Source organism: Rhizobium sp. BK098 (assembly GCF_014193155.1).
Lineage (GTDB): Bacteria > Pseudomonadota > Alphaproteobacteria > Rhizobiales > Rhizobiaceae > Rhizobium.
On the sequence record NZ_JACHYY010000005.1, the window covers coordinates 124,309 to 146,577 of the forward strand.

General features: G+C 60.7%; 22 protein-coding genes. 17 read left to right on the forward strand and 5 right to left on the reverse strand.

What is annotated here, in order from left to right; all coding sequences use genetic code 11:
* Positions 1 to 92 precede the first annotated feature (92 nt).
* Positions 93 to 1,436 carry a formimidoylglutamate deiminase gene (locus FHT73_RS15080; protein ID WP_183712616.1) on the forward strand — a complete coding sequence of 448 codons (1,344 nt, stop codon included), beginning with the start codon at positions 93 to 95 and terminating at the stop codon, positions 1,434 to 1,436.
* 79 nt (positions 1,437 to 1,515) lie between these two features.
* On the forward strand, positions 1,516 to 2,235 hold the full coding sequence (gene hutC, locus FHT73_RS15085; protein WP_183713006.1) for a histidine utilization repressor: 720 nt from the start codon (positions 1,516 to 1,518) through the stop codon (positions 2,233 to 2,235).
* Between the two features lie 16 nt (positions 2,236 to 2,251).
* Here the strand turns inward: hutC and FHT73_RS15090 are convergent, their stop codons facing one another.
* A complete protein-coding gene (locus FHT73_RS15090) occupies positions 2,252 to 2,404 on the reverse strand; it encodes a hypothetical protein (RefSeq protein ID WP_165915281.1) in 153 nt (50 codons plus the stop codon).
* Between the two features lie 312 nt (positions 2,405 to 2,716).
* Here FHT73_RS15090 and FHT73_RS15095 point away from each other — a divergent pair, with 312 nt between their 5' ends.
* The 5 genes from FHT73_RS15095 to FHT73_RS15115 all read left to right on the forward strand — a co-directional run bounded on the left by FHT73_RS15095 (position 2,717) and on the right by FHT73_RS15115 (position 8,504).
* A complete protein-coding gene (locus FHT73_RS15095) occupies positions 2,717 to 3,331 on the forward strand; it encodes a hypothetical protein (RefSeq protein WP_183712618.1) in 615 nt (204 codons plus the stop codon).
* 514 nt (positions 3,332 to 3,845) lie between these two features.
* Positions 3,846 to 5,204, forward strand: coding sequence for an Nramp family divalent metal transporter (locus FHT73_RS15100; RefSeq protein WP_112606674.1), 1,359 nt, complete (start codon positions 3,846 to 3,848; stop codon positions 5,202 to 5,204).
* Positions 5,205 to 5,336: 132 nt separating this feature from the next.
* Positions 5,337 to 7,190, forward strand: a complete 1,854-nt coding sequence (locus tag FHT73_RS15105) for a M23 family metallopeptidase (RefSeq protein WP_112606676.1) — start codon at positions 5,337 to 5,339, stop codon at positions 7,188 to 7,190.
* A 151-nt stretch (positions 7,191 to 7,341) separates the two neighbouring features.
* Positions 7,342 to 7,998: a TetR/AcrR family transcriptional regulator gene (locus tag FHT73_RS15110; protein WP_112606678.1), complete on the forward strand. Its 657-nt coding sequence runs from the start codon at positions 7,342 to 7,344 to the stop codon at positions 7,996 to 7,998.
* 128 nt (positions 7,999 to 8,126) lie between these two features.
* Complete coding sequence (locus FHT73_RS15115) at positions 8,127 to 8,504, forward strand: DUF427 domain-containing protein (protein ID WP_112606680.1); 378 nt, start codon at positions 8,127 to 8,129, stop codon at positions 8,502 to 8,504.
* Here the strand turns inward: FHT73_RS15115 and ugpC are convergent.
* The 4 genes from ugpC to FHT73_RS15135 all read right to left on the reverse strand — a co-directional run bounded on the left by ugpC (position 8,501) and on the right by FHT73_RS15135 (position 12,745).
* Positions 8,501 to 9,571 carry a sn-glycerol-3-phosphate ABC transporter ATP-binding protein UgpC gene (gene ugpC, locus FHT73_RS15120; protein WP_112606682.1) on the reverse strand — a complete coding sequence of 357 codons (1,071 nt, stop codon included), beginning with the start codon at positions 9,569 to 9,571 and terminating at the stop codon, positions 8,501 to 8,503. The genes FHT73_RS15115 and ugpC overlap by 4 nt on opposite strands.
* 20 nt (positions 9,572 to 9,591) lie before the next feature.
* Complete coding sequence (locus FHT73_RS15125; RefSeq protein WP_015341575.1) at positions 9,592 to 10,440, reverse strand: carbohydrate ABC transporter permease; 849 nt, start codon at positions 10,438 to 10,440, stop codon at positions 9,592 to 9,594.
* Positions 10,433 to 11,371 carry a sugar ABC transporter permease gene (locus FHT73_RS15130; protein ID WP_112606684.1) on the reverse strand — a complete coding sequence of 313 codons (939 nt, stop codon included), beginning with the start codon at positions 11,369 to 11,371 and terminating at the stop codon, positions 10,433 to 10,435. Before FHT73_RS15130 ends, FHT73_RS15125 begins: the two co-directional genes overlap by 8 nt.
* Before the next feature lie 72 nt (positions 11,372 to 11,443).
* Positions 11,444 to 12,745 carry an extracellular solute-binding protein gene (locus FHT73_RS15135; RefSeq protein WP_112606686.1) on the reverse strand — a complete coding sequence of 434 codons (1,302 nt, stop codon included), beginning with the start codon at positions 12,743 to 12,745 and terminating at the stop codon, positions 11,444 to 11,446.
* A 220-nt stretch (positions 12,746 to 12,965) separates the two neighbouring features.
* On the opposite strand from FHT73_RS15135, the gene FHT73_RS15140 reads away from it, so the two are divergent.
* The 10 genes from FHT73_RS15140 (at position 12,966) to FHT73_RS15185 (ending at position 22,257) form a co-directional block, all read left to right on the forward strand.
* Positions 12,966 to 14,171, forward strand: a complete 1,206-nt coding sequence (locus FHT73_RS15140; protein WP_183712621.1) for an ROK family transcriptional regulator — start codon at positions 12,966 to 12,968, stop codon at positions 14,169 to 14,171.
* 40 nt (positions 14,172 to 14,211) lie between these two features.
* A complete protein-coding gene (locus FHT73_RS15145; RefSeq protein WP_183712625.1) occupies positions 14,212 to 15,312 on the forward strand; it encodes a Gfo/Idh/MocA family oxidoreductase in 1,101 nt (366 codons plus the stop codon).
* A 24-nt stretch (positions 15,313 to 15,336) separates the two neighbouring features.
* Positions 15,337 to 15,978 carry a ThuA domain-containing protein gene (locus FHT73_RS15150; protein WP_183712628.1) on the forward strand — a complete coding sequence of 214 codons (642 nt, stop codon included), beginning with the start codon at positions 15,337 to 15,339 and terminating at the stop codon, positions 15,976 to 15,978.
* A 278-nt stretch (positions 15,979 to 16,256) separates the two neighbouring features.
* Positions 16,257 to 17,288: a zinc transporter ZntB gene (locus FHT73_RS15155; protein ID WP_246778828.1), complete on the forward strand. Its 1,032-nt coding sequence runs from the start codon at positions 16,257 to 16,259 to the stop codon at positions 17,286 to 17,288.
* Positions 17,289 to 17,635: 347 nt separating this feature from the next.
* Positions 17,636 to 17,908 (forward strand): hypothetical protein, encoded by a 273-nt coding sequence (locus tag FHT73_RS15160; RefSeq protein ID WP_183712634.1) that lies wholly within the window; start codon positions 17,636 to 17,638, stop codon positions 17,906 to 17,908.
* 92 nt (positions 17,909 to 18,000) lie between these two features.
* Positions 18,001 to 19,083 carry an ABC transporter ATP-binding protein gene (locus tag FHT73_RS15165; RefSeq protein WP_183712637.1) on the forward strand — a complete coding sequence of 361 codons (1,083 nt, stop codon included), beginning with the start codon at positions 18,001 to 18,003 and terminating at the stop codon, positions 19,081 to 19,083.
* 9 nt (positions 19,084 to 19,092) lie between these two features.
* On the forward strand, positions 19,093 to 20,163 hold the full coding sequence (locus tag FHT73_RS15170) for an ABC transporter ATP-binding protein (protein WP_112336224.1): 1,071 nt from the start codon (positions 19,093 to 19,095) through the stop codon (positions 20,161 to 20,163).
* Positions 20,164 to 20,165: 2 nt separating this feature from the next.
* Positions 20,166 to 21,038: a sugar ABC transporter permease gene (locus FHT73_RS15175; RefSeq protein WP_183712640.1), complete on the forward strand. Its 873-nt coding sequence runs from the start codon at positions 20,166 to 20,168 to the stop codon at positions 21,036 to 21,038.
* Positions 21,039 to 21,076: 38 nt separating this feature from the next.
* Positions 21,077 to 21,958 carry a carbohydrate ABC transporter permease gene (locus FHT73_RS15180; protein WP_246699061.1) on the forward strand — a complete coding sequence of 294 codons (882 nt, stop codon included), beginning with the start codon at positions 21,077 to 21,079 and terminating at the stop codon, positions 21,956 to 21,958.
* Between the two features lie 11 nt (positions 21,959 to 21,969).
* Complete coding sequence (locus FHT73_RS15185) at positions 21,970 to 22,257, forward strand: DUF2160 domain-containing protein (RefSeq protein ID WP_183712643.1); 288 nt, start codon at positions 21,970 to 21,972, stop codon at positions 22,255 to 22,257.
* Positions 22,258 to 22,269: the final 12 nt, after the last annotated feature.

Here is a 22,269-nt window from a genome sequence, read left to right on the forward strand (position 1 = left end):
GCCTTTCCTCGTTGGCCCATCATGTATATACATAATCGAAAGGCTGACAAGAGGGATTTTGGACTCGGCGTCCAAAAGGAAAGGGTGAGATCATGACGAGACTTCATGCACGCACGGCTTTGCTTGCTGACGGATGGCACGAGAATGTGCGATTGACCCTCGAAGACGGCCGCATCGCCGAGATTGCGACCGATGTCGCTCCCGAAGACGGTGATGACAGGCAGAATGTTCTGGTTCCGGCGATGCCGAACCTGCACAGTCACGCCTTCCAGCGCGCCATGGCTGGCCTTGCCGAAGTCCGCGGCCCGGCCAACGACAGCTTCTGGAGCTGGCGCACCGTCATGTACAAATTCGCTCTGTCGATGACCCCGGATCATGTCGAGGCCGTTGCCGCGCAGCTCTATATGGAAATGCTGGAAGCCGGCTTCTCTCGCGTCGGCGAATTCCACTACCTGCATCACGACAAGGACGGCAGCCATTATGCCAATATCGCCGAACTGGCCGAGCGCATCGGCGCCGCCAGCACCGAGACCGGCATCGCGCTGACTCTTCTACCCGTCTTCTATGCCCATTCCGGCTTCGGCGGCGCCGCTCCCATCGAGGGCCAGCGCCGCTTCATCAATTCGATCGAGAGCTTCGAAGCGCTGATGGCCGGCTGCCGAGCGGTCACCGGCCGCCTGCCCGGCGCCGAACTCGGTATTGCGCCACATAGCCTGCGCGCCGTGACACCGGAAGAGCTGGCCAAACTCGTGCCGATCGCCGGCGACGGACCGATCCATATCCACGTCGCCGAGCAGGTGAAAGAAGTCGAAGACTGCATCGCCTGGTCGGGTGCCCGCCCGGTGCAATGGCTGCTCGACAACACTCCTATGAATGAGCGCTGGTGCCTGATCCACGCCACGCATATGACCGAGGATGAAACCCGGCGCATGGCTAGAAGCGGCGCGGTCGCCGGCCTTTGCCCCATCACCGAGGCCAATCTCGGCGACGGCGTTTTTGTTGCACCGCTCTTCCTCGAAGAAGGCGGCCGCTACGGCGTCGGCTCGGATTCCAACATCCTGATTTCGGTGCCCGAGGAGTTGCGGCAGCTCGAATATTCGCAGCGTCTGGCGCTGCGCGCCCGCAACGTCATCGCCACGACCGGCGGCTCGACCGCCCGCATGCTGTTCGATGGCGCGCTGGCGGGCGGCGGCGCAGCTCTTAAGGCACCAGCAGGCCTTGCCGTTGGCAACCATGCCGATATCGTTTCGCTCGATGTGAGTGCCGTGCCTTATCTCTCCGGCGACCGTATTCTCGATCACTGGACTTTTGCCGGCGGCGTCAAGGTCGATGGCGTCTGGGCGCTGGGCCGCAAGCAGGTCGAAGGCGGCCGCCATCGAAAGAGAGAGGAAATTTCGGCGCGATTCCGCCAGGCTATGGCCGAGCTGATCGCTTAAAAACCGCTTTTCCTCCCCTAGATTGGCCCCTAAATAACCTGCGGAAGATCCCATGTCTCACACGGAACAGACGGACGGTATGACCACAGGCAAAGAGGCGACCCTCCATCAGCGCATTCTCAGCGATATCGAGGGCCGGATCGTCTCCGGCGCCTGGCCTCCGGGGCATCGCATACCATTCGAGATGGACCTCGCAGAGCACTATGACTGCTCGCGCATGACGGTGAACAAGGTGCTGACCCAGCTTGCTCGCGCCGGCCTGATCGAGCGGCGAAAGCGCTCGGGCAGCTTCGTCACCCATCCACAGGCGCAATCCGCCGTGCTTGAGATTCACGACATCAAGTCCGAGGTCCTATCGCTCAATCTGCCCTATTCGCACCGACTGATAAAGCTTGCCGAACGACGCGGACGGCCGGAGGATGCGCGCAGGCTGCAGTTCGTCGGCTCCATACCGGTGATGGAGATCACCTGCATCCACTATGCCGGTCCGCGCCCCTTCTGCCTGGAAAATCGCGTTATCAATCTCGACGCGGTGCCGGAAGCGGCGAAGGCAGACTTCGAGACATTGCCGCCAGGCCCCTGGCTGCTCAACCAGGTGCCGTGGAGTACCGCCGAACATCAGATCCGCGCCATATCGGCCGAAGGCGACGCGGCCACCAACCTCGATATCCAAAAAGGGACGGCATGCCTCGTCGTCGAGCGGCGCACCTGGAGCGCCGCCGGCCCGATCACCCACGTTCGCCTCACCTATCCCGGTGATCGCCATAGCCTTGTGGCGCGCTTTACACCGGCAAGCTGACAGTTGCCCGCCCCGATTAAGGACGCTGCGGCGACTCTGTCGGCGGCGGAATGAGGCTGTCGGATTGACGGACAGGCGGAGCGGGATCGACCAGCAGGATACTGAGCGCAATCAGAACGAGTGCCAGAATCAGGAGGATTCCGATCAGAAGCGGGCGAATCGCGGTCATTTCGTTCTCCAATCTCCCCAGCCCAGCGCCAAGCGCGATAGGGAATTCGAGATAACCAACGCAGTCTAACGGTAAACGTTAAGCAATGCTTGATGTTCTGCGAAAAAATGGGCCTTTTCCCGGAATTTCTGCCCACGCCGGACGAGACCCCAATCTCACGCTTGTTTGAATGGTGAGTGATGGAAGCGGCGCATAGGATCGCGATGTAGATGGCTTCGAAGCCGTTCCGCGGCTTCCGTCGATCAATTCCGACCTTCTTATCAAGCACGACCGGCGCATCGCTCGGCCGATATCTCAAGGGAGATTCCACTTATGAATCGCAAACGTCTGATCGCGGCGGCGCTGACGCTCTCCGTCGCCACCCTTGCCGCGTTTCAAAGCGCCGGGGCCGCCGAGCGGGTAAGGGTGCGCGGCACCGTGGAAAGCCTCGATGGCGACACGCTCAAGGTCAAGTCCCGCGACGGCAAGGACATTACTGTTGCACTGAAATCCGGCTGGAACGTCGGTGGTGTCATCAAGGCTGCAGTCAGCGACATCAAGCCCGGCGATTTCGTCGGCATCGCCTCGCAGCCGACTGACAGTGGCATCAATGGCGCGATCGAAGTCGTCATCTTCCCGGCCTCGATGAAGGGAACGGGCGAAGGCGACCGCCCTTGGGATTCAGCGCCGAACAGCTCGATGACCAACGCCACGGTCGCCAATGCCGTGACCTCGGTCAACGGCCCGACATTGACGCTCACCTACAAGGGCGGCGAACGCAAGATCAATATCCCGGATGGCACGCCCGTCGTGACGCTGACGTCAGCAACGAAAGCCGATGTGAAGCCCGGCGCCGGCGTCTTCATCACAGGCGAGCAAACCGGCGAGACCGCAGTCTCCGCCGACAGGGTTGCCGTAGGCCTCAACGGCACCGTGCCGCCGATGTGATGGATTGGCGGCGGGGTAGATAACGACCCTCTCAGCCGATCGAGCAAGGCACGATCCGAATTCCGCAGATCCTGACTGAGGAAGAACATCGGTAGCGCGTCCTGGCGATCATGCGTCTTGGCAGCGAATTAACCAGGCGCACGTCCGGCACGGCCAACAGATCATCGCCACCAACTCCGAAACGTTCGGCATTGATGGAAACTGCCTGGAACGGCGGATAAGCAGCATGCTCACTGGCATTGTGGACGGCTGACGCCGCCCACCCCATTGAGTGTTCGATGGACGGCCGGCGAGCCAATATCGCTATGACAAGGCGAATCCTTTCCCTTCTTTAACATCGATGAACGCCTGCCGCCCAGAGTTTTTCGCTCCTTGGGTGCAAGGGCAATGGCCGAAGAACGGGCAACGCGCGGCAAGAAAATGCAATAGTCACTGAAATATAGCCTATTGCATAATTCTTACATCAGTCGTATTTGTTTGGTGAAATCTTAGCACGACCCTCCCGGAGCCCCGCATGACGCAAGTTCAAGAAGCTGATGCCCAACGGCGCGCGTGGCAGTTTGCCAGCCGCGACGAAGACGATCGTCCGAGCCTTCCCGAGGTCAATGCCACCGTCAGGGTTCCCCATGGCGGCAGTTGGGTGCGGCGCCTGATCGCTTTCGTCGGTCCCGGTTATATGATTTCGGTCGGCTATATGGACCCCGGAAACTGGGCGACCGATCTCGCCGGCGGCGCACAGTTCGGCTATACGCTTCTGACGGTCATCATGTTGTCGAACCTGATGGCGATCCTTTTACAGGCGCTTTCAGCAAGGCTCGGCATCGTCACCGGCCGCGATCTCGCACAGGCCTGTCGCGATCACTATCCGCGGCCGGTCAATCTGGCGCTTTGGTTTGCCTGCGAGCTCGCCATCATTGCCTGCGACCTGGCCGAGGTTATCGGCACGGCGATTGCATTGCAGCTGCTCTTCGGAATTCCGCTGATCGGCGGCGCGCTCATCACCGCGCTGGACGCCTTTCTATTGCTGCTGCTGATGAGCAAGGGTTTCCGCTATCTCGAAGCTTTCGTCATCGCGCTGCTGATCGTCATTGCCACCTGCTTCGCCATCCAGATCGTCGCGGCCGCACCGCCGGTCGCAGCGATCCTCCAGGGTTTCATTCCCTCGCCGGAAATCGTCACCAATCACGAGATGCTCTATATCGCCATGGGCATCATCGGCGCGACGGTCATGCCGCACAATCTCTATCTGCACTCCTCCATCGTGCAGACCCGCGCCTACAAGCGCACCGAAGGGGGCCGCCGCGATGCGATCAAATGGGCGACGATCGATAGCACGGTCGCCCTCATGCTGGCGCTCTTCGTCAATGCCGCGATCCTGATCGTCGCAGCCGCTGCCTTCCACACCAGCGGCCATTCCGATGTGGCCGAAATCGGCCAGGCCTACGAGCTGCTGTCGCCGCTACTCGGCCTCGGCATCGCTTCCACGTTATTTGCCGTGGCGCTGCTCGCCTCCGGTCTCAACTCCACCGTCACCGCGACGCTTGCCGGCCAGATCGTGATGGAAGGCTTTCTCAGGCTGAGGATTCCGCATTGGGCAAGACGGCTTTTGACGCGCGGCCTCGCAATTATTCCGGTTGTATTCGTGACCGCTATCTATGGTGAAAAAGGCACAGCGAACCTGCTTGTGCTCAGCCAGGTCGTTCTCTCCATGCAACTGCCCTTTGCCGTCATTCCTTTGGTCCAATTCGTGACGAATCGCGAGAAAATGGGCAGTTTCGTCATCTCCAGAAGCATCGCCATTCTATCTTGGACGGTCGCGGCGATCATCCTGGCGCTGAACTTCAAACTGCTCTACGACACCATCTTCGGTTGACGAATCATCTTGAACGCGCAAATCTCGCCCTGTGGACGATCACGGCAATTAACTGCCTCGTAATATTTGCCTAGATTTCGCCATGATTTGCCCTAGTTTGGGCCCACCGCAATCTGCAGGGTTCCTCACTTCATGGCCGAAAGTCCATTGCGCGTTCAATTTCCTGCAGAAGCCGCCATCCAGGCGCGGCCGCATCATGATTTCCACATTCCATTCCTGCCGCGCTCCGCGCATCTTCGCCATCTGATCGTCATCGGCCTCGCCGGCACCGCATCCTTCGGCCTGCTCGCAACTGTGCTCTATCCCTTGCTGGCCCGTAGCACGATCGAGCGCGCAACGCCGGTGCGCAATGCTCAGCTCGCGCGTTCTCAACCAGCCATGCGCAAAGCCGGCCGGCTGGCCGCAAAACAGCGTTTCGATGGCGCCCGTTTTGCGCAGGTGGCGGAAAAACTATCCAGCGGCGAAACCCGCATCTTCACCTATCATCGCACGACGCTGGTCTTCAAATCCGACGAAGCTGCCCTGGCGCGCGCAAGCGCCATCAATGCCTCCTATGGCGCAGAGCGTGCCGACAGCGAGCTATTTTCGCCCCCGTCGCTTTCGGATATCCGCCATGGCATCTATCCGCAGACAACACGTTATGATGCCGTGCGCCGCTCTCGTTTTCCGGTTCGCGGCGTGCCGCTGAACGTCAGCGTATCGCGCGCGACGACCGGCGAAACCGGGCGCGAGTTCCACAGGCTCGTCTCCATGCCGAAGGACAAGCAGGATCTTCAGGATATCCTGGCGTCTGCGGGCCTCGGCAGCGACGCCGGCGACGAGCTGCAGCGTGCGCTGGAAACCGATACGGTCTCCCCTGGCGACAGCCTGGAACTGCTGCTTGAGAAAAAAGGACCTAATGCCCGCCCGAAGCTGATCATGGCGCGCCTCAGCGGCGACAAGACGCCGGAGCGCGTCGTTGCCCGTGACGATGCCAACGGCTTCGTTCCGATGGCCAATGACAGGCTCTTTTCCACCCTCTACAGCGAAAGCCAGGCCGACGCTCCGTCTTCGACGGAGGTTGCCGCGGTCGATCTGAAAGGTGTCGACGAAAGCGATGAGCGGGCAGTCAGCGACAAGCTCGAAAGAGCCGGCCTCACCAAGGAATATGCCTCGCAGCTCATCAAGCTTGCCAAGGCCAAGGGCATTTCTCTCACCAGCATCGACAACGCTCCCGACAGCATCGATCTACTCTTCCGCAAGGCGGACGACGGCCGCAGCGAGCTGATGTTCATCGAATTCCACGCCGATGGCGACACGCATCGCTTCTATCTGCACAAAAACGGCGGCGAAGGCCCTTCGGAATTCTACGACGAGCGCGGCCGTTCGATTGCCAAAGTGCTCGTGCATCGGCCCGTGCCGAACGGTACGCTCGGCGATGGCTTTGCCTGGCGAATCCACCCGATCCTGGGTGTGAAGAAATTCCACAATGGAGTCGATTTCCGCGCACCGATGGGCAGCCCCATCCAGGCCGGCGGCGACGGTGTCGTCGAGAAGATTTCCTGGGAAACCGGCTACGGCAAATATGTCCGCATCCGCCACGATGGCGGTTACGAAACCACCTATGCCCATATTTCGGCAACGCCGCCGGATCTGCGCGTCGGCCAGCGCGTCACCCAAGGCCAGACCATCGCCTATGTCGGCTCGACGGGCTACTCCACCGGCCCGCATCTCTATTACGAGCTACGCGTCAACGGCCGTTACGAAAACCCGCTGACTGCGCAATTGCCTGCTGGCACCAATCTGACGGGCAAGTCGCTCGACAGCCTGCGCTCTCAGGTCAATCATGTCGAGAACATCATGAGCTATCTCGACGTTCCGCCCGCCCACGGCAATGCGCCCACCGCCTTCGCCAACTTCGAGCAAGGCCCGAGCTTCGGGCCGAATTCAGGGCCAAACCTGGGGCCAAGCTTCGGACCGAACCATTTCGGCGCACCCTCTCCTTAAATAGGCTAAAAAGCCGGCGCAGACGACTCCTTCCGATTCCGTCGCTCGGCAATAGCGCCTTGATGCCGAATACGGTAACAATCGTCCGGTACTTCGCCATGGAGAAGACGCTGCCGCGCACTATTCTTACCCCAGGGCAGGATATCGTCACATGGCAATCCGTAGGGAGCAGACATTGGCGCGCAAGCCATTGCCGGAACCGAAGAATATCGCGCCAAGCGAAAGCAGGCGTCTGCGCGCCGATGCGCGACGCAACTATGACAAGCTGATCGAAGTAGCAGCACAAGCCTTCGCCAGCCACGGCACCGCCGCCTCCCTGGAAGACATAGCTCGCCGCGCGGATGTCGGGATCGGTACGCTCTATCGCCATTTTCCGAGCCGGGAACATCTGGTCGAAGCGGTTTATCGTCACGAGGTCGAAGCGCTGTGCGATGCCGCGGAAGAGCTCTCGCGCGAGCGCGCACCGGATGAAGCTCTGGAAGAGTGGATGAACCGCTTCGTCGATTATATCGCCACGAAAAGGGGGATGGCCGATAGCCTGCGCATCCTTCTCAGCAGCAATTCCAAGCTCTTTGCCGACAGCTACGGTCAGGTGCCGGTCGTGCTCTCGGGCCTGATTGATCGCGCGGTCGCCGCCGGTACGATCCGTACCGATGTCGACAGCACCGATGTGCTGCAGGCATTGTCCGGCACCTATTCCATGCCCAATTCACCGGAATGGTACGACCGGTCCCGCCGCCTCGTGCGTCTGCTGATGGATGGCCTGCGCTGGGGTGCCCCGAAAATACGAGTGTCACAAAAGACCTGACAATCGGCAGGATGCTTCCTATATGCATTTGAACTGAGAGCGTCAGGTGAATCTGGTTCTGCCGCAGCCACATAAGCCGCGGCAGAATTAAACTCTGCTGACTGTCATCAAAGCTGAGGAGAGCAGGAATGTCCGAAAGACCAGTCAAGATCCCCGGTCCGGATCATCCGATCACGATTGAAGACAAGCAGGCCCATGTCATCGTCTCCGTCGCCGGCAAGGTTATCGCCGACACGCATGAGGCGTTGTCGCTCAAGGAAGCATCCTATCCGGCCGTGATCTATATCCCGCGCAAGGATGTCGATATGTCGTTGCTGGAAAGGACCAGCCACGAAACCTATTGCCCCTACAAGGGGGAATGCTCCTATTACAGCATCCCGGCCGGCGGCGAGCGCTCGGCGAATGCCATCTGGACTTACGAAAATCCCTATGCATCCGTCAGCCGGATCAAGAACTACATGGCCTTCTATCCGGATCGCGTCGATTCGATCGATGTGAGGACTTAAAGAGCAAGACCGCTCGCGGCATCGAAGACATAGACCTGCTCCGGGCTCACCGAAACATTCAGCGGTTGCCCATAGCGCACCGGCGCCTCGCCATCGACGACGGCCGTCACCTGCTCACCGGCGAGGTCGAAGAGCACATGCGTCTGCGCGCCGGTGGGCTCGACGAGTAGCGTCTGCCCCGTGAGCGGCGAACCGCCGCTCGCAAGGCTCAGATGCTCGGGCCTCAGACCAATCTTCACGCTCTGGCCCGCCTTCACCTTGCGTTCCCCGGCAATGCGGATCGGCGTGCTGTCCTTCAGCCGCACGGCTGGCGAGCCCTCGACGCCCTCGACCACGCCGTCGAGGAAATTCATGGCCGGCGAGCCGATGAAGCCGGCGACGAAGAGATTGGCCGGCTTGCGGTAAAGCTCGATCGGCGTGCCCTGCTGCTCGATGCGGCCCTGGTTCAACACGACGATGCGGTCGGCCAGCGTCATCGCTTCGATCTGATCGTGTGTGACATAGATCGAGGTGGTCTGCACCTTCTGATGCAGCGCCTTGATTTCCGAACGCATTTGCACGCGCAACTTCGCATCGAGGTTGGAGAGCGGCTCGTCGAACAGGAAGACGGCCGGGTTGCGCACAATGGCCCGGCCCATGGCGACGCGCTGGCGCTGGCCGCCGGAAAGCTGCGCCGGCTTGCGATCGAGCAGCTTGGTGAGATCGAGCATGCGAGCCGCTTCATTGACACGCTGCTCTATCACCTGCTTGGTCTCACCCGAGAGTTTGAGGTTGAAGCCCATGTTCTCGGCAACCGTCATGTGCGGATAGAGCGCGTAGGACTGGAAGACCATGGCGATGTTGCGCTCGCGCGGCGTCATCGAGTTGACCACCTGCCCACCGATCGACACGTCGCCGTCGGTAATTTCTTCCAACCCGGCGATCATCCGCAGCAGCGTGGACTTGCCGCAGCCGGAGGGGCCGACGAGCGCGATGAACTCGCCATCCTCGATCGAAAGCGAGATGTCGTGGATGACGGTGAGCGCCCCATAGGCCTTATGGATGTTGTGCAGTTCGACGGATGCCATGTTGTTTGCTCCAGTAAGGCTCAGGATTTCACCGCGCCGGCGGTGAGGCCGGCAATGATGTGCTTCTGCGCCAGGAAGAAGACGATGACGGTCGGCAGGATGGTCAACGTGATGAAGGCGAGCACCAGCTCCCATTCCGTGCCGAATTCGCCGCTATAGACCATCATGCCGAGCGGCCAGGGATAGATCGAATCCGAGTTCAGCATGATCAGCGGCAGAATGTAGCTGTTCCAGCTGCCGACGAAGGAGATGATGCTGACGGTCGCGATGATCGGCCGCGAAAGCGGCAGCGAGATATGCCAGAAGAAGCGGATATAGCCGCAGCCATCGACAAAGGCCGCCTGGAACAATTCTTCCGGGAGGTTTCGAAAATAATTCCGGAAGAGCAGGATGCTCATGCCGAGGCCGAAAGCCACCTGCGGCAGCACGACGCCCCAATAGGTATTAAGCAGGCCGAGATCGCGGATTCGGATGAAGAGCGGCAGGATGGCGGTCGCCGCCGGGAACATCAGGCCTATCAGGAAATAGTTCAGCAGGAAGTTCGAGCCGAAGAATTTCACATGGGCGAAGGCGAAGGCAGCCATCGCCGAGACGGACAGCGTCAGGAACACTGTCAGCACGGCGATGATCAAGGAATTCATCATTTGCCGCCAGTAGCGGTCGCCGAAGAGGATGCCAGTGTAGTTCTCGAAATGCCACTCGGCCGGCAGGCCGAAGGGATTGGTGCGGAGATCGCCGAGGGTCTTGAAGCCGCCGAGCGCGGTCGTCAGCAGCGGGATCAGCACGATCGCGGCAATGATGGTCAGCGATACATAGAGATAGATCTTCGTGCCGGTGGTCAGTCGAACGGATGAGGCCAGATCAGTCATTGCGCATAAATATCCGTTTGTAGCCGAAGGCGAGGGTGACGCAGATCACAAACAGCACGACGCCGACGGCGCTGCCGAGGCCGACCTGCATGCGGGTGACGCCGAAATTGTAGAGGAAGGTCACCATCGTCTGGGTCGAGTTGAACGGGCCGCCGCCGGTGAGCGGCATGATCATGTCGAAGAGCTGCAGCGATCCCACCACGGCGAAGAAGACGGAGAGACGCAGCGTCGAGCCGAGCAGCGGCAGCGTCACGTAGCGGAACTTCTGCCAGCCGGTGGCACCATCGATTTCGGCCGCCTCCAGCACGCTCTTGTCCAGGGATTGCATGCCGGCGATGAACAGCATCATGTGAAAGCCGAAATATTTCCACACGATGACGCCGAGCACGGCGTACATCGCCAGATCCTTGTCAGCGAGCACATAGGGTGTGGGCGTGCCGAGGAAATGCGCGATCGCGGCAAACAGGCCGTAATCGCCGTCATAGACGAAGCGCCAGATCAGGCCGGCGGCCACTTCGGCCAGCACATAGGGCAGGAAGAAGATCAGCCGGAAGAGCACGACGCCGCGAATGCGATGCGCCAGCATCGTCGCCAGCCAGATGGCAAGCGGCACCTGGACCGCGATCGATACGACAATGATAAGTGCATTGTTCTTGAGCGACGTCAGGAAGGCGCCGTTCTTGAACAGCACCTGGAAATTGCGCAGTCCCACAAACTCGGTCGGCGGACCATAGCCATTCCAGCGATAGAGGCTGTACCAAGCCGCTTCCCCCATCGGCAGGATGACGAAGATGGTGAAAAGCAGCAGCGCCGGCGGCAGAAACAGCAGAATGACGGGGAGGCGGCCACGCGCAGCCGGCGATTTTCGCTTCGTTGCGGGTCTCGCTCTTGCGACGGAGGGCATGGCGGTCGTGGCGCTGACATCGATCATGAACAGTCTCGACAGTTGCAGTTCAAAGAAGAACCGGCGCCGGCACAAGGGAGAGGCCGGCGCCGGATGGCGCTAGAGCTGGTCCTGCTCGAAAGCATCCTGGACCTGCTGCGCGCCGTCCTTCGGCGTGATCTGGCCGGAGACGATGCCGACGGCCACATCGTTGACGACGCGTCCGACGGAGGGGCCGAGATCCTGGTCGAAGAAGTTCTGATGCCACGTCGAATGCGCCAGCTGGTCGGCGGCCTCGTGCATCAACGGACCCTTGACGCCGTCCTCAGCGCCGACGGCGACCGGGATGATCATGCCGGCCTGCGCCATGGCGCGCTCGTTTTCGGCATTGGTGAGATAAGCGAGGAAATCAAGCGCTTCGGGCGGAGCCTTCTTGGTGACGGCCCAGCCATTCAGGCCCCCGAGTGTATCCGTGGCAAGACCTGCCCCGCCGGTCACGGCCGGGAAGGCGAAGCGGCCGATATTGTCAGCCGCCAGTCCCTTGCCGTCGCCGGAATTGGTGCGCTGGTTGGCGACCGTATTTTCGAAGCCGAGGATCATCGCAGCCTTGCCATCGCCGAAGACACCGAGCGCCTGCGGCCAGGTGGTGCCGAGATAGCCGGGCTGGAAGGGTTCGAGCTTGCCAAGCTCGGCAAGCTGCTCGCCGGCCTTGATGATCGCCGGATCGTTGAAACCGTTGCCCTTGCCATTCTTGGCGTCGTTGAAGACCTGCTGACCACCGTCGCGCATCACCAGATAGCTCCAGTAGAAATGGATCGGCCATTTCTCGCCGCCACCGCCGGCGATCGGCGCAATGCCAGCAGCCTTGATCTTCTTGACCGCGGCCAGATAATCGTCCCAAGTCTTGATAGCGCCGGCATCGACGCCCGCCTTGGCGAACAAGGCCTTGTTATAGAAGAAGGAAACCGTGCCGAGCTTGTAGGGTACGGCGCTGATCTTGTTATCGAAGGTCAGGCCCTTGATGGCTGCCTGATTGTAGCTCTTCAGCCAGGCGCCATCCTTGGCGTTCATCGCCGCGGTCAGGTCCAGCAGCGTGCCCGTCGCCTGTTGCTGCTTGAGCACCCCGCCGCCCCAGCTGAAGAAGAAATCGGGAGCATCCTTCGATTGCAGGAGCGTCGGCAGCTTCGCCTTGAAGGCTTCATTGGCCAGGAACTGCATCTCGATCTTCGTGCCGGGATGCTTGGCCTCATATTGATCCGCGATCTTGCGCCAGACCGCGACATAGTTCGGATCGGTTTCCAGATGCAGCCATTTGACGACGGTGTCGGCGGCAGCGCCCGTCGCGCCGGCGAGAATCGCCAGTCCGGTCGTAGCGGCAACAGCGGCAATGCGAAGGGCTTTGGCCCCACGTAGATGGATCATGATTTTCTCCTCCCAAGGGAACCAAGAGCCTCACTATTTTTTCCCTTATGCGGAATAATTCAACGGAGCTTTGCTAAAATGTCAACCGCCTTCGTTAAATTTTCGGCAGATTAGCCGCGAAATGGCTTGACATTGGGCAATGGCCATAGGTTATTTAATTCGCATTCCGTTAAAAATACCAGGCCGCAGCCGAGCGGGTCCGTCATTCGGCGTCAATCTCATGAAAACAGCAGACCCCGAGCTTATGCGGGCGATAAACCGCTTCAATGTGCTGGATACGATCCGGCGGGCGGGCTCCATCGCGCGTATCGAAATCAGCGACCGCACCCAGCTTTCGACTACGACAGTCTCGGCGATCACAGCCTCGCTGCTGGATGACGGGTTGATTCTGGCCCGCACGGAAGGCGATTTGCGCGAGGCGGCCAGCCGCGGCCGACCCCGCGTCATGCTGGAGCTCAATCCCGATGCCGCGCGCGTCGTCGGCGCAAAAATTGCCGCTAATCGCATGGTCTTCGTCGTGACGGACTTTTGCGGCGAGGTTCTTTCGACATTGACGCTGGCGCTGCGCGTCGACCGACAGCCGATCGGTGTCATCGCCGATCTCATCGAGGATGGCGTGCGCCGCTGCGTCGTCGATGCCAATCTGGCGCTGGACGAAATCGATTCCGTCTGCCTCGGCCTACCCGGCGTCGTCGAGCACCGCACCGGCCATATCCGCACCAGCCCGATCTTCCGCGAGACGGGCGTCGATTTCGCCAAGGAAATGTCGGAGCGGCTGGGCGTGACCACCATCGTCGAAAGCGATGCGCATGCCATCACGCTCGCGCATCATTGGTTTGGCAAGGCGAGAGACTTGGACGACATGGTGCTGGTGTCCTTGGAACAAACGCTGGGGCTTGGCGTGCTGCATGGCGGTCAGCTGTTTCGCGGTGCGGGCGGCCTCAACCATAATCTTGGCGACCTCGTGCTTGGCATAGGCTCACAAGGCACCGTCAGATTGGCGAGCCTTGCCGGCGAAAGCGCCATTCTCGGTGATCAGCCAGGCGGCGGCCGCTTCGCCGAAGCCATCCGCCTCGGCCGTGGAATGGCGCACGCCAAGACGCTGATCGATGCTGAAGACGTCTCGCTGATCAATGCTGCCATCCGCGCCGGCGAAGCCTGCGGCATGGCGCTCGCCAACATCGTCACGCTGTTTGCTCCGCCGCGCGTCATTCTTGTGGGATCAAGCCTGGCGCTCGGTCAGCCCTTCCTCGACAGCCTGCGGGAGGCCTATTCGCTGGCCATTCCGCCATCGATCAAGGGCGTGACCGAACTCGTTTTCGACCAGTCGACCGACGAGACCTGGGCGCAGGGCGCCGCGGTCGTCGCACTGCGCGAACTCTACGAATCGCCCTGGGGAACGACAGGGCCGGCACCGGCTCTCTGATTTCGCGGGACAGCAAAGACAATTCATCTGGAGGAATCTTATGAACAAAGTCGGCATCGGCATCATCGGCTGCGGGAACATTTCCGGCGCCTATCTCACTGCCATGAAATCCTTTCCCATTCTCGACATCAAAGGTGTGGCCGACCTCAATCGCGAGCTCGCGGAGGCAAAGGCTGCCGAATTCGGCCTGAAGGCGGTCGATATCGCCACCCTTCTGGCCGACCCCTCGATCGAGATCATCGTCAACCTGACCATTCCGAAGGCGCATGTCGTCGTCGGTCTGCAGGCGCTCGAAGCCGGCAAGCATACCTATTCGGAAAAGCCGCTCGGCATCAATTTCGCCGAGGGCAAGACGCTTGCGGATGCCGCGGCCGCCAAGGGCCTACGCATCGGCGCAGCCCCCGATACCTTCCTCGGCGGCGGCCACCAGACGGCGCGCGCCATCATCGACGAGGGTGCGATCGGCATCCCGGTCGGCGGCACCGCTACCTTCATGTGCCCCGGTCATGAACGCTGGCATCCGAATCCGGCTTTCTATTACGAAGTCGGCGGCGGCCCGATGCTTGATATGGGACCCTATTACATCACCGATCTCGTCAACCTGCTCGGCCCTGTCTCGCAGGTTGCCGGCTTTGCCGTCACGCCGCGCAAGGAACGCATCATCACCAGCGAACCGCGCAATGGCGAACATATTCCGGTGCATGTGCCGACACATGTTGCCGGCGTCATGGCCTTTGCCAGCGGCGCGGTCGTCCAGATCGGCATGAGCTTCGATGTCGCCGGCCACAAGCATGTGCCGCTCGAAGTCTATGGCACCGAAGGCACGCTGATCGTGCCCGACCCCAACCGTTTCGGCGGCCCGGTGGAGTTCCTGAAGAAGGGCGGTGAATTTGCCGAGCGCGAGATCATCGCACCCTATGCGGACGGCAATTACCGCTCGCTCGGCGTCGCAGACATGGCGCACGCCATCCGCTCGAACCGTCCGCACCGCGCCAATGGCAGCCTGGCGCTGCATGTGCTCGAAGTCATGGAAGCCTTCCAGACGGCCTCCGACACCGGGCGCACGGTCACCATCACGACGCAAACGGAGCGTCCGGCCCCTCTGTCCGAATCTCTGGTGGATGGGCAGATCGGCCGCTAACCAAGTAATTTCAGGAGGATTATCATGCGTGAAGCACTTATCGTCTGGGGCGGCTGGAGCGGCCACGAACCGCAGGAATGCGCCCATATCATCCGCGACATGCTGGAGGAGGACGGCTTCAAGGTCTATCTCGAAAACAGCACCGAAGCCTTCGCCGATCCCTCGATCCACGATCTCAGCCTGATCGTGCCGATCGTCACCATGTCGAAGATCGAGAAGGAGGAGGTGAAGAACCTTGCCGCCGCAATCGAAAGCGGCGTCGGCATAGCCGGCTATCACGGCGGCGCCGGCGATAGTTTCCGCGAAAGCGTCGAATATCAGTTCATCATCGGTGGCCAGTGGGTCGCCCATCCCGGCAACATCATCGACTATACGGTCAATATCACGCGGCCCGATGATCCGATCATGGAGGGGATTAACGATTTCCCCTACACGTCGGAGCAATATTACATGCATGTCGACCCGTCGAACGAGGTGCTGGCGACCACGACCTTTACCGGCGACCATGCCTACTGGATCGACGGCGTCGTCATGCCAGTCGTCTGGAAGCGCAAATACGGCCAGGGCCGCGTCTTCTATTCCTCGCTCGGCCACCAGGCCAAGGAATTCGACGTGCCGCAGATGAAGACCATCTTCCGCCGCGGCGCCAACTGGGCGGCACGCTAAGGCACCCGCCTTTTTCTGATTTATGAGCAAGGATTACCCCTAACCCTAGCTCTCTCCCCGCAAGCGGCAGGCCAATTGCATATGATGCCCGCCAGCGCCGTAAGCACCTTCTCCTCTCGGGAGAAGGTGGCCCGGCGGGTCGGATGAGGGTTTCGACGCACTATCCATCCCCACCTTGCCACTCTGAACCGAACTGGTAGAATATTGCCGGCACGCCACAAGCTCTTGTGCTGCTTGCGCTTTTTTGCTGCCATGGAGGATGGATGGATCAAGGCGCCATGGAAGCAACGAACATCTCGACCGTCAGCTACGGCATCGAACCAGGGTTGCGCTTCGCTTCCCTGCTCGACGGGCATGGCGGCTGCCGGCAGCAGCTCAATATGGATCAGGTCTGCGCCTGGAAGCCGGCCGAGGGCGTCATCTGGCTGCACCTCGAACGCGACCATCCGGCAACCGCCGACTGGATCGCCCACAAGAGCGGTCTCGATCCTTTTGTCATCGAAGCTCTGCTGGAGGAAGAATCCCGCCCGCGCGTCGAGCCGGTGGGCGACGGACTGCTGATCATCCTGCGCGGCGTCTGCGCGACCTCGCCTGACGGCGCGACGCAGAAACCCGCGGATATAGACCTCGTGCCCCTGCATCTTTGGATCGACGCGAACCGCATCATATCGCTGCGCGACAGCGGCCACTACATCACGGCACTACGCGATATCCGCCTGTCGTTGGAGAAGAAGAAGGGGCCGCAGCGCTCCGGCGACCTGCTCGCCCTGATCGGCGACAAGCTGGTGCGCGATCTCGAACCGGTGCTCGACGCCATGGACGAAGAGGTGGACGAGCTCGACGAGCTCATCTTTCACGGCGAAGCCGGCCAGGTGCGCGAACGGCTGAAGCTGCTGCGCCGGCGCGCCGTGCAGCTTCGCCGCTACCTCGCCCCGCAGCGCGACGCGCTGAACCGTATCGAGCATGACGATGCGCCCTGGCTTGCCGAACGCGATAAGCTGCGCATGCGCGAGGTCATCGACAAGCTGATGCGTTACATCGAATATCTCGACGCCATCCGAGACCGCACCAGCATCCTGCATGACGACCTCTCGACCGTCATCAGCGAGCGCATCGCCCGCAACTCCAACCGCCTCGCCGCCCTTGCCGCCCTGCTCCTGCCGCCGAGCGTGGTGGCCGGGCTCTTCGGCATGAATGTCGGCGGCATTCCCGGCGTCAATGACACCTGGGCTTTCATCATCATCGTCGCCTTCGTCACGATTACCTCGATTGCGACGCTCTGGGTGCTCAAACGTATCAACTGGCTTTAAGTCCGGTAATTTCGGCCATGCGAGGCGTAAAGACGACCCTTTCGAATGGTGGAAACGCCTCTCCCGCCGGCAATTCGCCTGACCGTCATGCGGATAAGGCGGCGAAAAAGGCCCGAAACCATCGGTTTATTTTTCGCGATCGACGCAAGGGTTTCGGGCATTTCCAATCCCGATCAATCGCTTACCGATTTTACCTCCGTTCGCGGGAATATCGTCCTCAGACCCGGCTTTCAGCGGGCAATCGGGATTCGCCGAATTTTCGTTTGACATTCCTTTAGCTTCATTTATCGTCATTATAGTTTCGGTTTTAGCTTGAGGAGTAGAAACCGAAACAGGGGGAGATATCATTGTCCAAAGCTCAAAACGACAGGATAGACGGCATCGATTGCGCCGCAGGCCGCAATCCTGTCAAGCAGGCTTGCCGTGTCCTTACAGGACGAATCGGGCCTTCCGTTTCGCATGGTGCGAAGCCTATCGACGATGATCGCCTGCGGCGTGAATCGCTCGCATACGGCTCGCGGCAATTCGCGTCTGTGCGGCTATTTAATTCTTATCAATTTGTTGAAAACGCATGGCATTCTGCCCCTATGCCGATCTTGGCCGAAGGCATCGCTCCGTGATGCTGCCGATCGCTATTCAGTGGGCAAAAAACAGGCCTTGCGGCCAGCAGTCCGTCGCGGCTCCGGCATGCGACGTGTAGAAGGAGCCTATCGTGCTTGAACTCAGAAACGTGTCGAAGTCGGTCAGTGGCGAAACGCATATCGCGGAAACGAACCTGAAGCTGCAGCGCGGCACGCTGAATGTGCTGCTCGGACCGACGCTTTCGGGCAAGACCTCGCTGATGCGGCTGATGGCCGGTCTCGACAAGCCGACCACGGGCACAATCCACGTCGATGGGAAGGATGTCACCGGCCTGCCGGTGCAGCGGCGCAACGTTGCCATGGTCTACCAGCAATTCATCAACTATCCCGCGATGACCGTCTACGACAATATCGCCTCGCCGATGCGGCTGAGCGGCAAGAGCGCGGCGTCCATCGACAAGGAAGTAAAAAAGGCAGCCGATCTTTTGCGGCTTGGTCCCTTCCTTGATCGCCTCCCCTTGAGCCTTTCCGGCGGCCAGCAACAGCGTACGGCCCTTGCCCGCGCCATCGTCAAGAATGCTGGCCTCGTGCTGCTCGACGAGCCGCTCGCCAATCTCGACTACAAGCTGCGCGAGGAACTGCGCGCCGAATTGCCGAAGATCTTCGCTGAATCCGGCGCGATTTTCGTCTATGCGACCACCGAACCTTCCGAAGCGCTGCTTCTGGGAGGTAACACCGCGACCCTGGCAGAAGGCCGCATCACGCAATTCGGATCGACGATCGATGTCTTCCGCAATCCTCATGACTTGATTACCGCGACCACTTTTGCCGATCCACCGCTGAACACGATGACGCTCGACAAGCGCGGTCGGGAATTCGTACTCGACAGCAACATCCGCCTGCCTGTACCGAGGGGTTTGGAAGACCGGCCGGATGGCCGCTACACGATCGCATTTCAGCCGCACCACCTCGCTCTATCGCCTCAGACGCCGGAGGCCGTTGCCGCTCCGGCAAGGGTCATGGTGACGGAGATTACCGGCTCCGAGAGCTTCATTCATATCGACTTTGCCGGGCATCGCTGGGTGATGCTGACCCAGGGCGTGCAGGATATAGATGTCGACGATGCGATCGACGTCTATATCGACCCGCGCCACATCATGGTCTTCGACACCGATGGCGCCGCCGTCACTCCCGCCCTGCAACAAGCCGCCTGAGGAGGGACTATGGCCCGCATCGATCTCGACCACATCCGGCACGCCTATAACGACCACCCCAAATCCGACGCCGACTATGCGCTGAAGGAAGTCAATCACAGCTGGGAAGACGGCAGCGCCTACGCTCTGCTGGGCCCCTCGGGCTGCGGCAAGACCACGCTTCTCAACATCGTTTCCGGTCTGGTGCAGGCTTCCGAAGGCCGCATCCTCTTCGACGGCAAGGACGTGACCCGGCTGTCGACCCAGGAGCGCAACATAGCGCAGGTTTTCCAGTTCCCGGTCGTCTACGACACAATGACCGTCTACGACAATCTCGCCTTCCCACTGCGCAACCGGCATATTCCGGAGGCCGAAGTGAAGCGCAAGGTCGATGAGATCATCGAGATGATCGGCCTTTCCGACAGCGCCCACCGCAAGGCGCGGGGTCTGACCGCCGACGCCAAGCAGAAGATCTCGCTCGGCCGCGGTCTCGTGCGCTCCGACGTCAACGCCATCCTGTTCGACGAACCGTTGACCGTCATCGACCCGCACATGAAATGGGTGCTGCGTTCGCAGCTGAAGCAGCTGCACCGCCGCTTTGGCTTCACCATGGTCTATGTCACCCACGACCAGACGGAAGCGCTGACCTTCGCCGACAAGGTCGTGGTCATGTACAATGGCGAAGTGGTGCAGATCGGCACGCCGAACGACCTTTTCGAGCGTCCGCGTCACACCTTCGTCGGCTATTTCATCGGCTCGCCCGGCATGAATGTCATGCCCGTCGAAATCGAAGGCAGCAGCGCGCGCATCGGCAACCGCACGATCACACTGCCCGGCGCGCCTAAAGAGAAGCGGTTCGGCCGTTCCGAGCTCGGCATCCGCCCCGAATTCGTCCGCATCGGCCGCGACGGCATGCCCGCCACCGTCACCAAGGTCGAGGATCTCGGCCGCCGCAAGGTGGTCCGCGCCAAGCTCGACGGCCAGGATATCGTCGCCGTCATCGGCGAGGACCAGACGGTGCCGGCCGAGCCGCATATCGCCTTCGATCCGGCCGGCATCAATATTTACGCCGACTCCTGGCGCGTCGAGATGGGAGCCTGACGATGGACAAGACCTGGAACAACAAAGCCTGGTTCATGCTCATTCCGGTTCTGCTGCTGGTCGGCTTTTCCGCCGTCATCCCGCTGATGACGGTGGTGAACTATTCGGTGCAGGACACGTTCGGCAACAACGTCTTCTTCTGGGCGGGCACGCAATGGTTTGAAGAGATCCTCCATTCCGGGCGTTTCTGGGATTCGATGATCCGCAACCTGATCTTCTCCTTCGTCATCCTGGCGATCGAGGTGCCGCTCGGCATCTTCATCGCGCTTAACATGCCGAAGAAGGGCATCGGCGTTCCCGTCTGCCTCGTGCTGATGGCCTTGCCGCTGCTGATCCCCTGGAACGTCGTCGGCACGATCTGGCAGGTCTTCGGCCGCAGCGATATTGGCTTGATGGGCTATGTGCTGGTCAATCTCGGTATCGACTACAACTATGTCTCCGATCCGGCAGACGCCTGGGCGACGATCGTCATCATGGACGTCTGGCATTGGACGAGCCTCGTCGTGCTGCTCTGCTATGCCGGCCTCGCCTCCATTCCCGACGCCTTCTACCAGGCCGCCAAGATCGACGGCGCCTCGCGCTGGTCCGTCTTCCGCTACATCCAGCTGCCGAAGATGAACCGCGTCCTGCTGATCGCCGTGCTGCTGCGCTTCATGGATAGTTTCATGATCTATACCGAACCCTTCGTCGTGACAGGCGGCGGGCCCGGCAACTCCACGACCTTCCTGTCGATCGATCTCGTGAAGATGGCGCTCGGCCAGTTCGACCTCGGCCCGGCAGCAGCCATGTCGCTGATCTACTTCCTGATCGTGCTGCTGCTGTCTTGGGTCTTCTACACCGTCATGACCAATTACGATGCGGGAGAAAGCCGATGAGCGGCAAACCCTTCTCCACCACGGCCGATGACGCCGCGATGCACAAGATGGCAGCGTCGGATGCCGCCGCAAATACCGTCACCGCGACGGGCGCGCAGGTTGTCCGCCGTCCCGGCGAAAAAGGCCGGTGGTCCTGGCTTGTGCCGACGCTCTACATCGTCTTCCTGCTGCTGCCGATCTATTGGCTCGTCAATATGAGCTTCAAGACCAATGAGGAAATCATTGGCGGCCTGACCCTCTATCCGCACCAGCCGACGCTGCGCAATTATGCGATCATCTTCACGGATCCGTCCTGGTACAAGGGCTATATCAACTCCATCACCTATGTCGTCATGAACATGGTGATCTCGGTTGCCTGCGCCCTTCCCGCCGCTTACGCCTTCTCGCGCTACCGCTTCCTCGGCGACAAGCACGTCTTCTTCTGGCTGCTGACGAACCGAATGGCGCCGCCGGCGGTCTTTGCGCTCCCCTTCTTCCAACTCTATTCGGCCTTCGGCCTGATCGATACCCATATCGCCGTGGCGCTGGCGCATTGCCTGTTCAACGTGCCGCTGGCCGTCTGGATTCTCGAAGGCTTCATGTCCGGCGTGCCGAAGGAAATCGACGAAACCGCTTATATCGACGGCTATTCATTCCCGCGCTTCTTCATCAAGATCTTCATCCCCCTGATCGCAAGCGGCATCGGCGTCGCCGCCTTCTTCTGCTTCATGTTCTCCTGGGTGGAACTGCTGATCGCCCGCACCCTGACGACAACCGACGCCAAGCCGATCGCCGCTATCATGACGCGCACGGTCTCCGCCGCCGGCATGGATTGGGGTCTGCTTGCCGCCGCCGGCGTGCTGACGCTGATCCCCGGCGCGCTCGTCATCTATTTCGTCCGCAACTACATCGCCAAGGGCTTCGCGCTCGGCCGCGTCTAAAGGAAACCGCCATGAACACAGACTTTTCCTGGATGGCCTGGACCCTGCCGACGGCGCTGTTCTTCGCGACGATCCTGCTGCTTTTGATCGGCATGGCGGTATGGGAATATTTTTCGCCCGGCGGCAATCCGCGCCTCGGCATTCTGCGCTTCGAAACGACGCGCGGCGACCGGCTGTTCATTTCGCTGCTCGGCGCCGCCTTCATCCATCTCGCCTGGCTGGGCCTGGGAGGCCCCAGCCTATGGTGGGCTCTTGCTCTTTCCGTCCTCTACGCCGTCGGTGTCTTCCGTCTGGTCTGACGCGGAAATTCA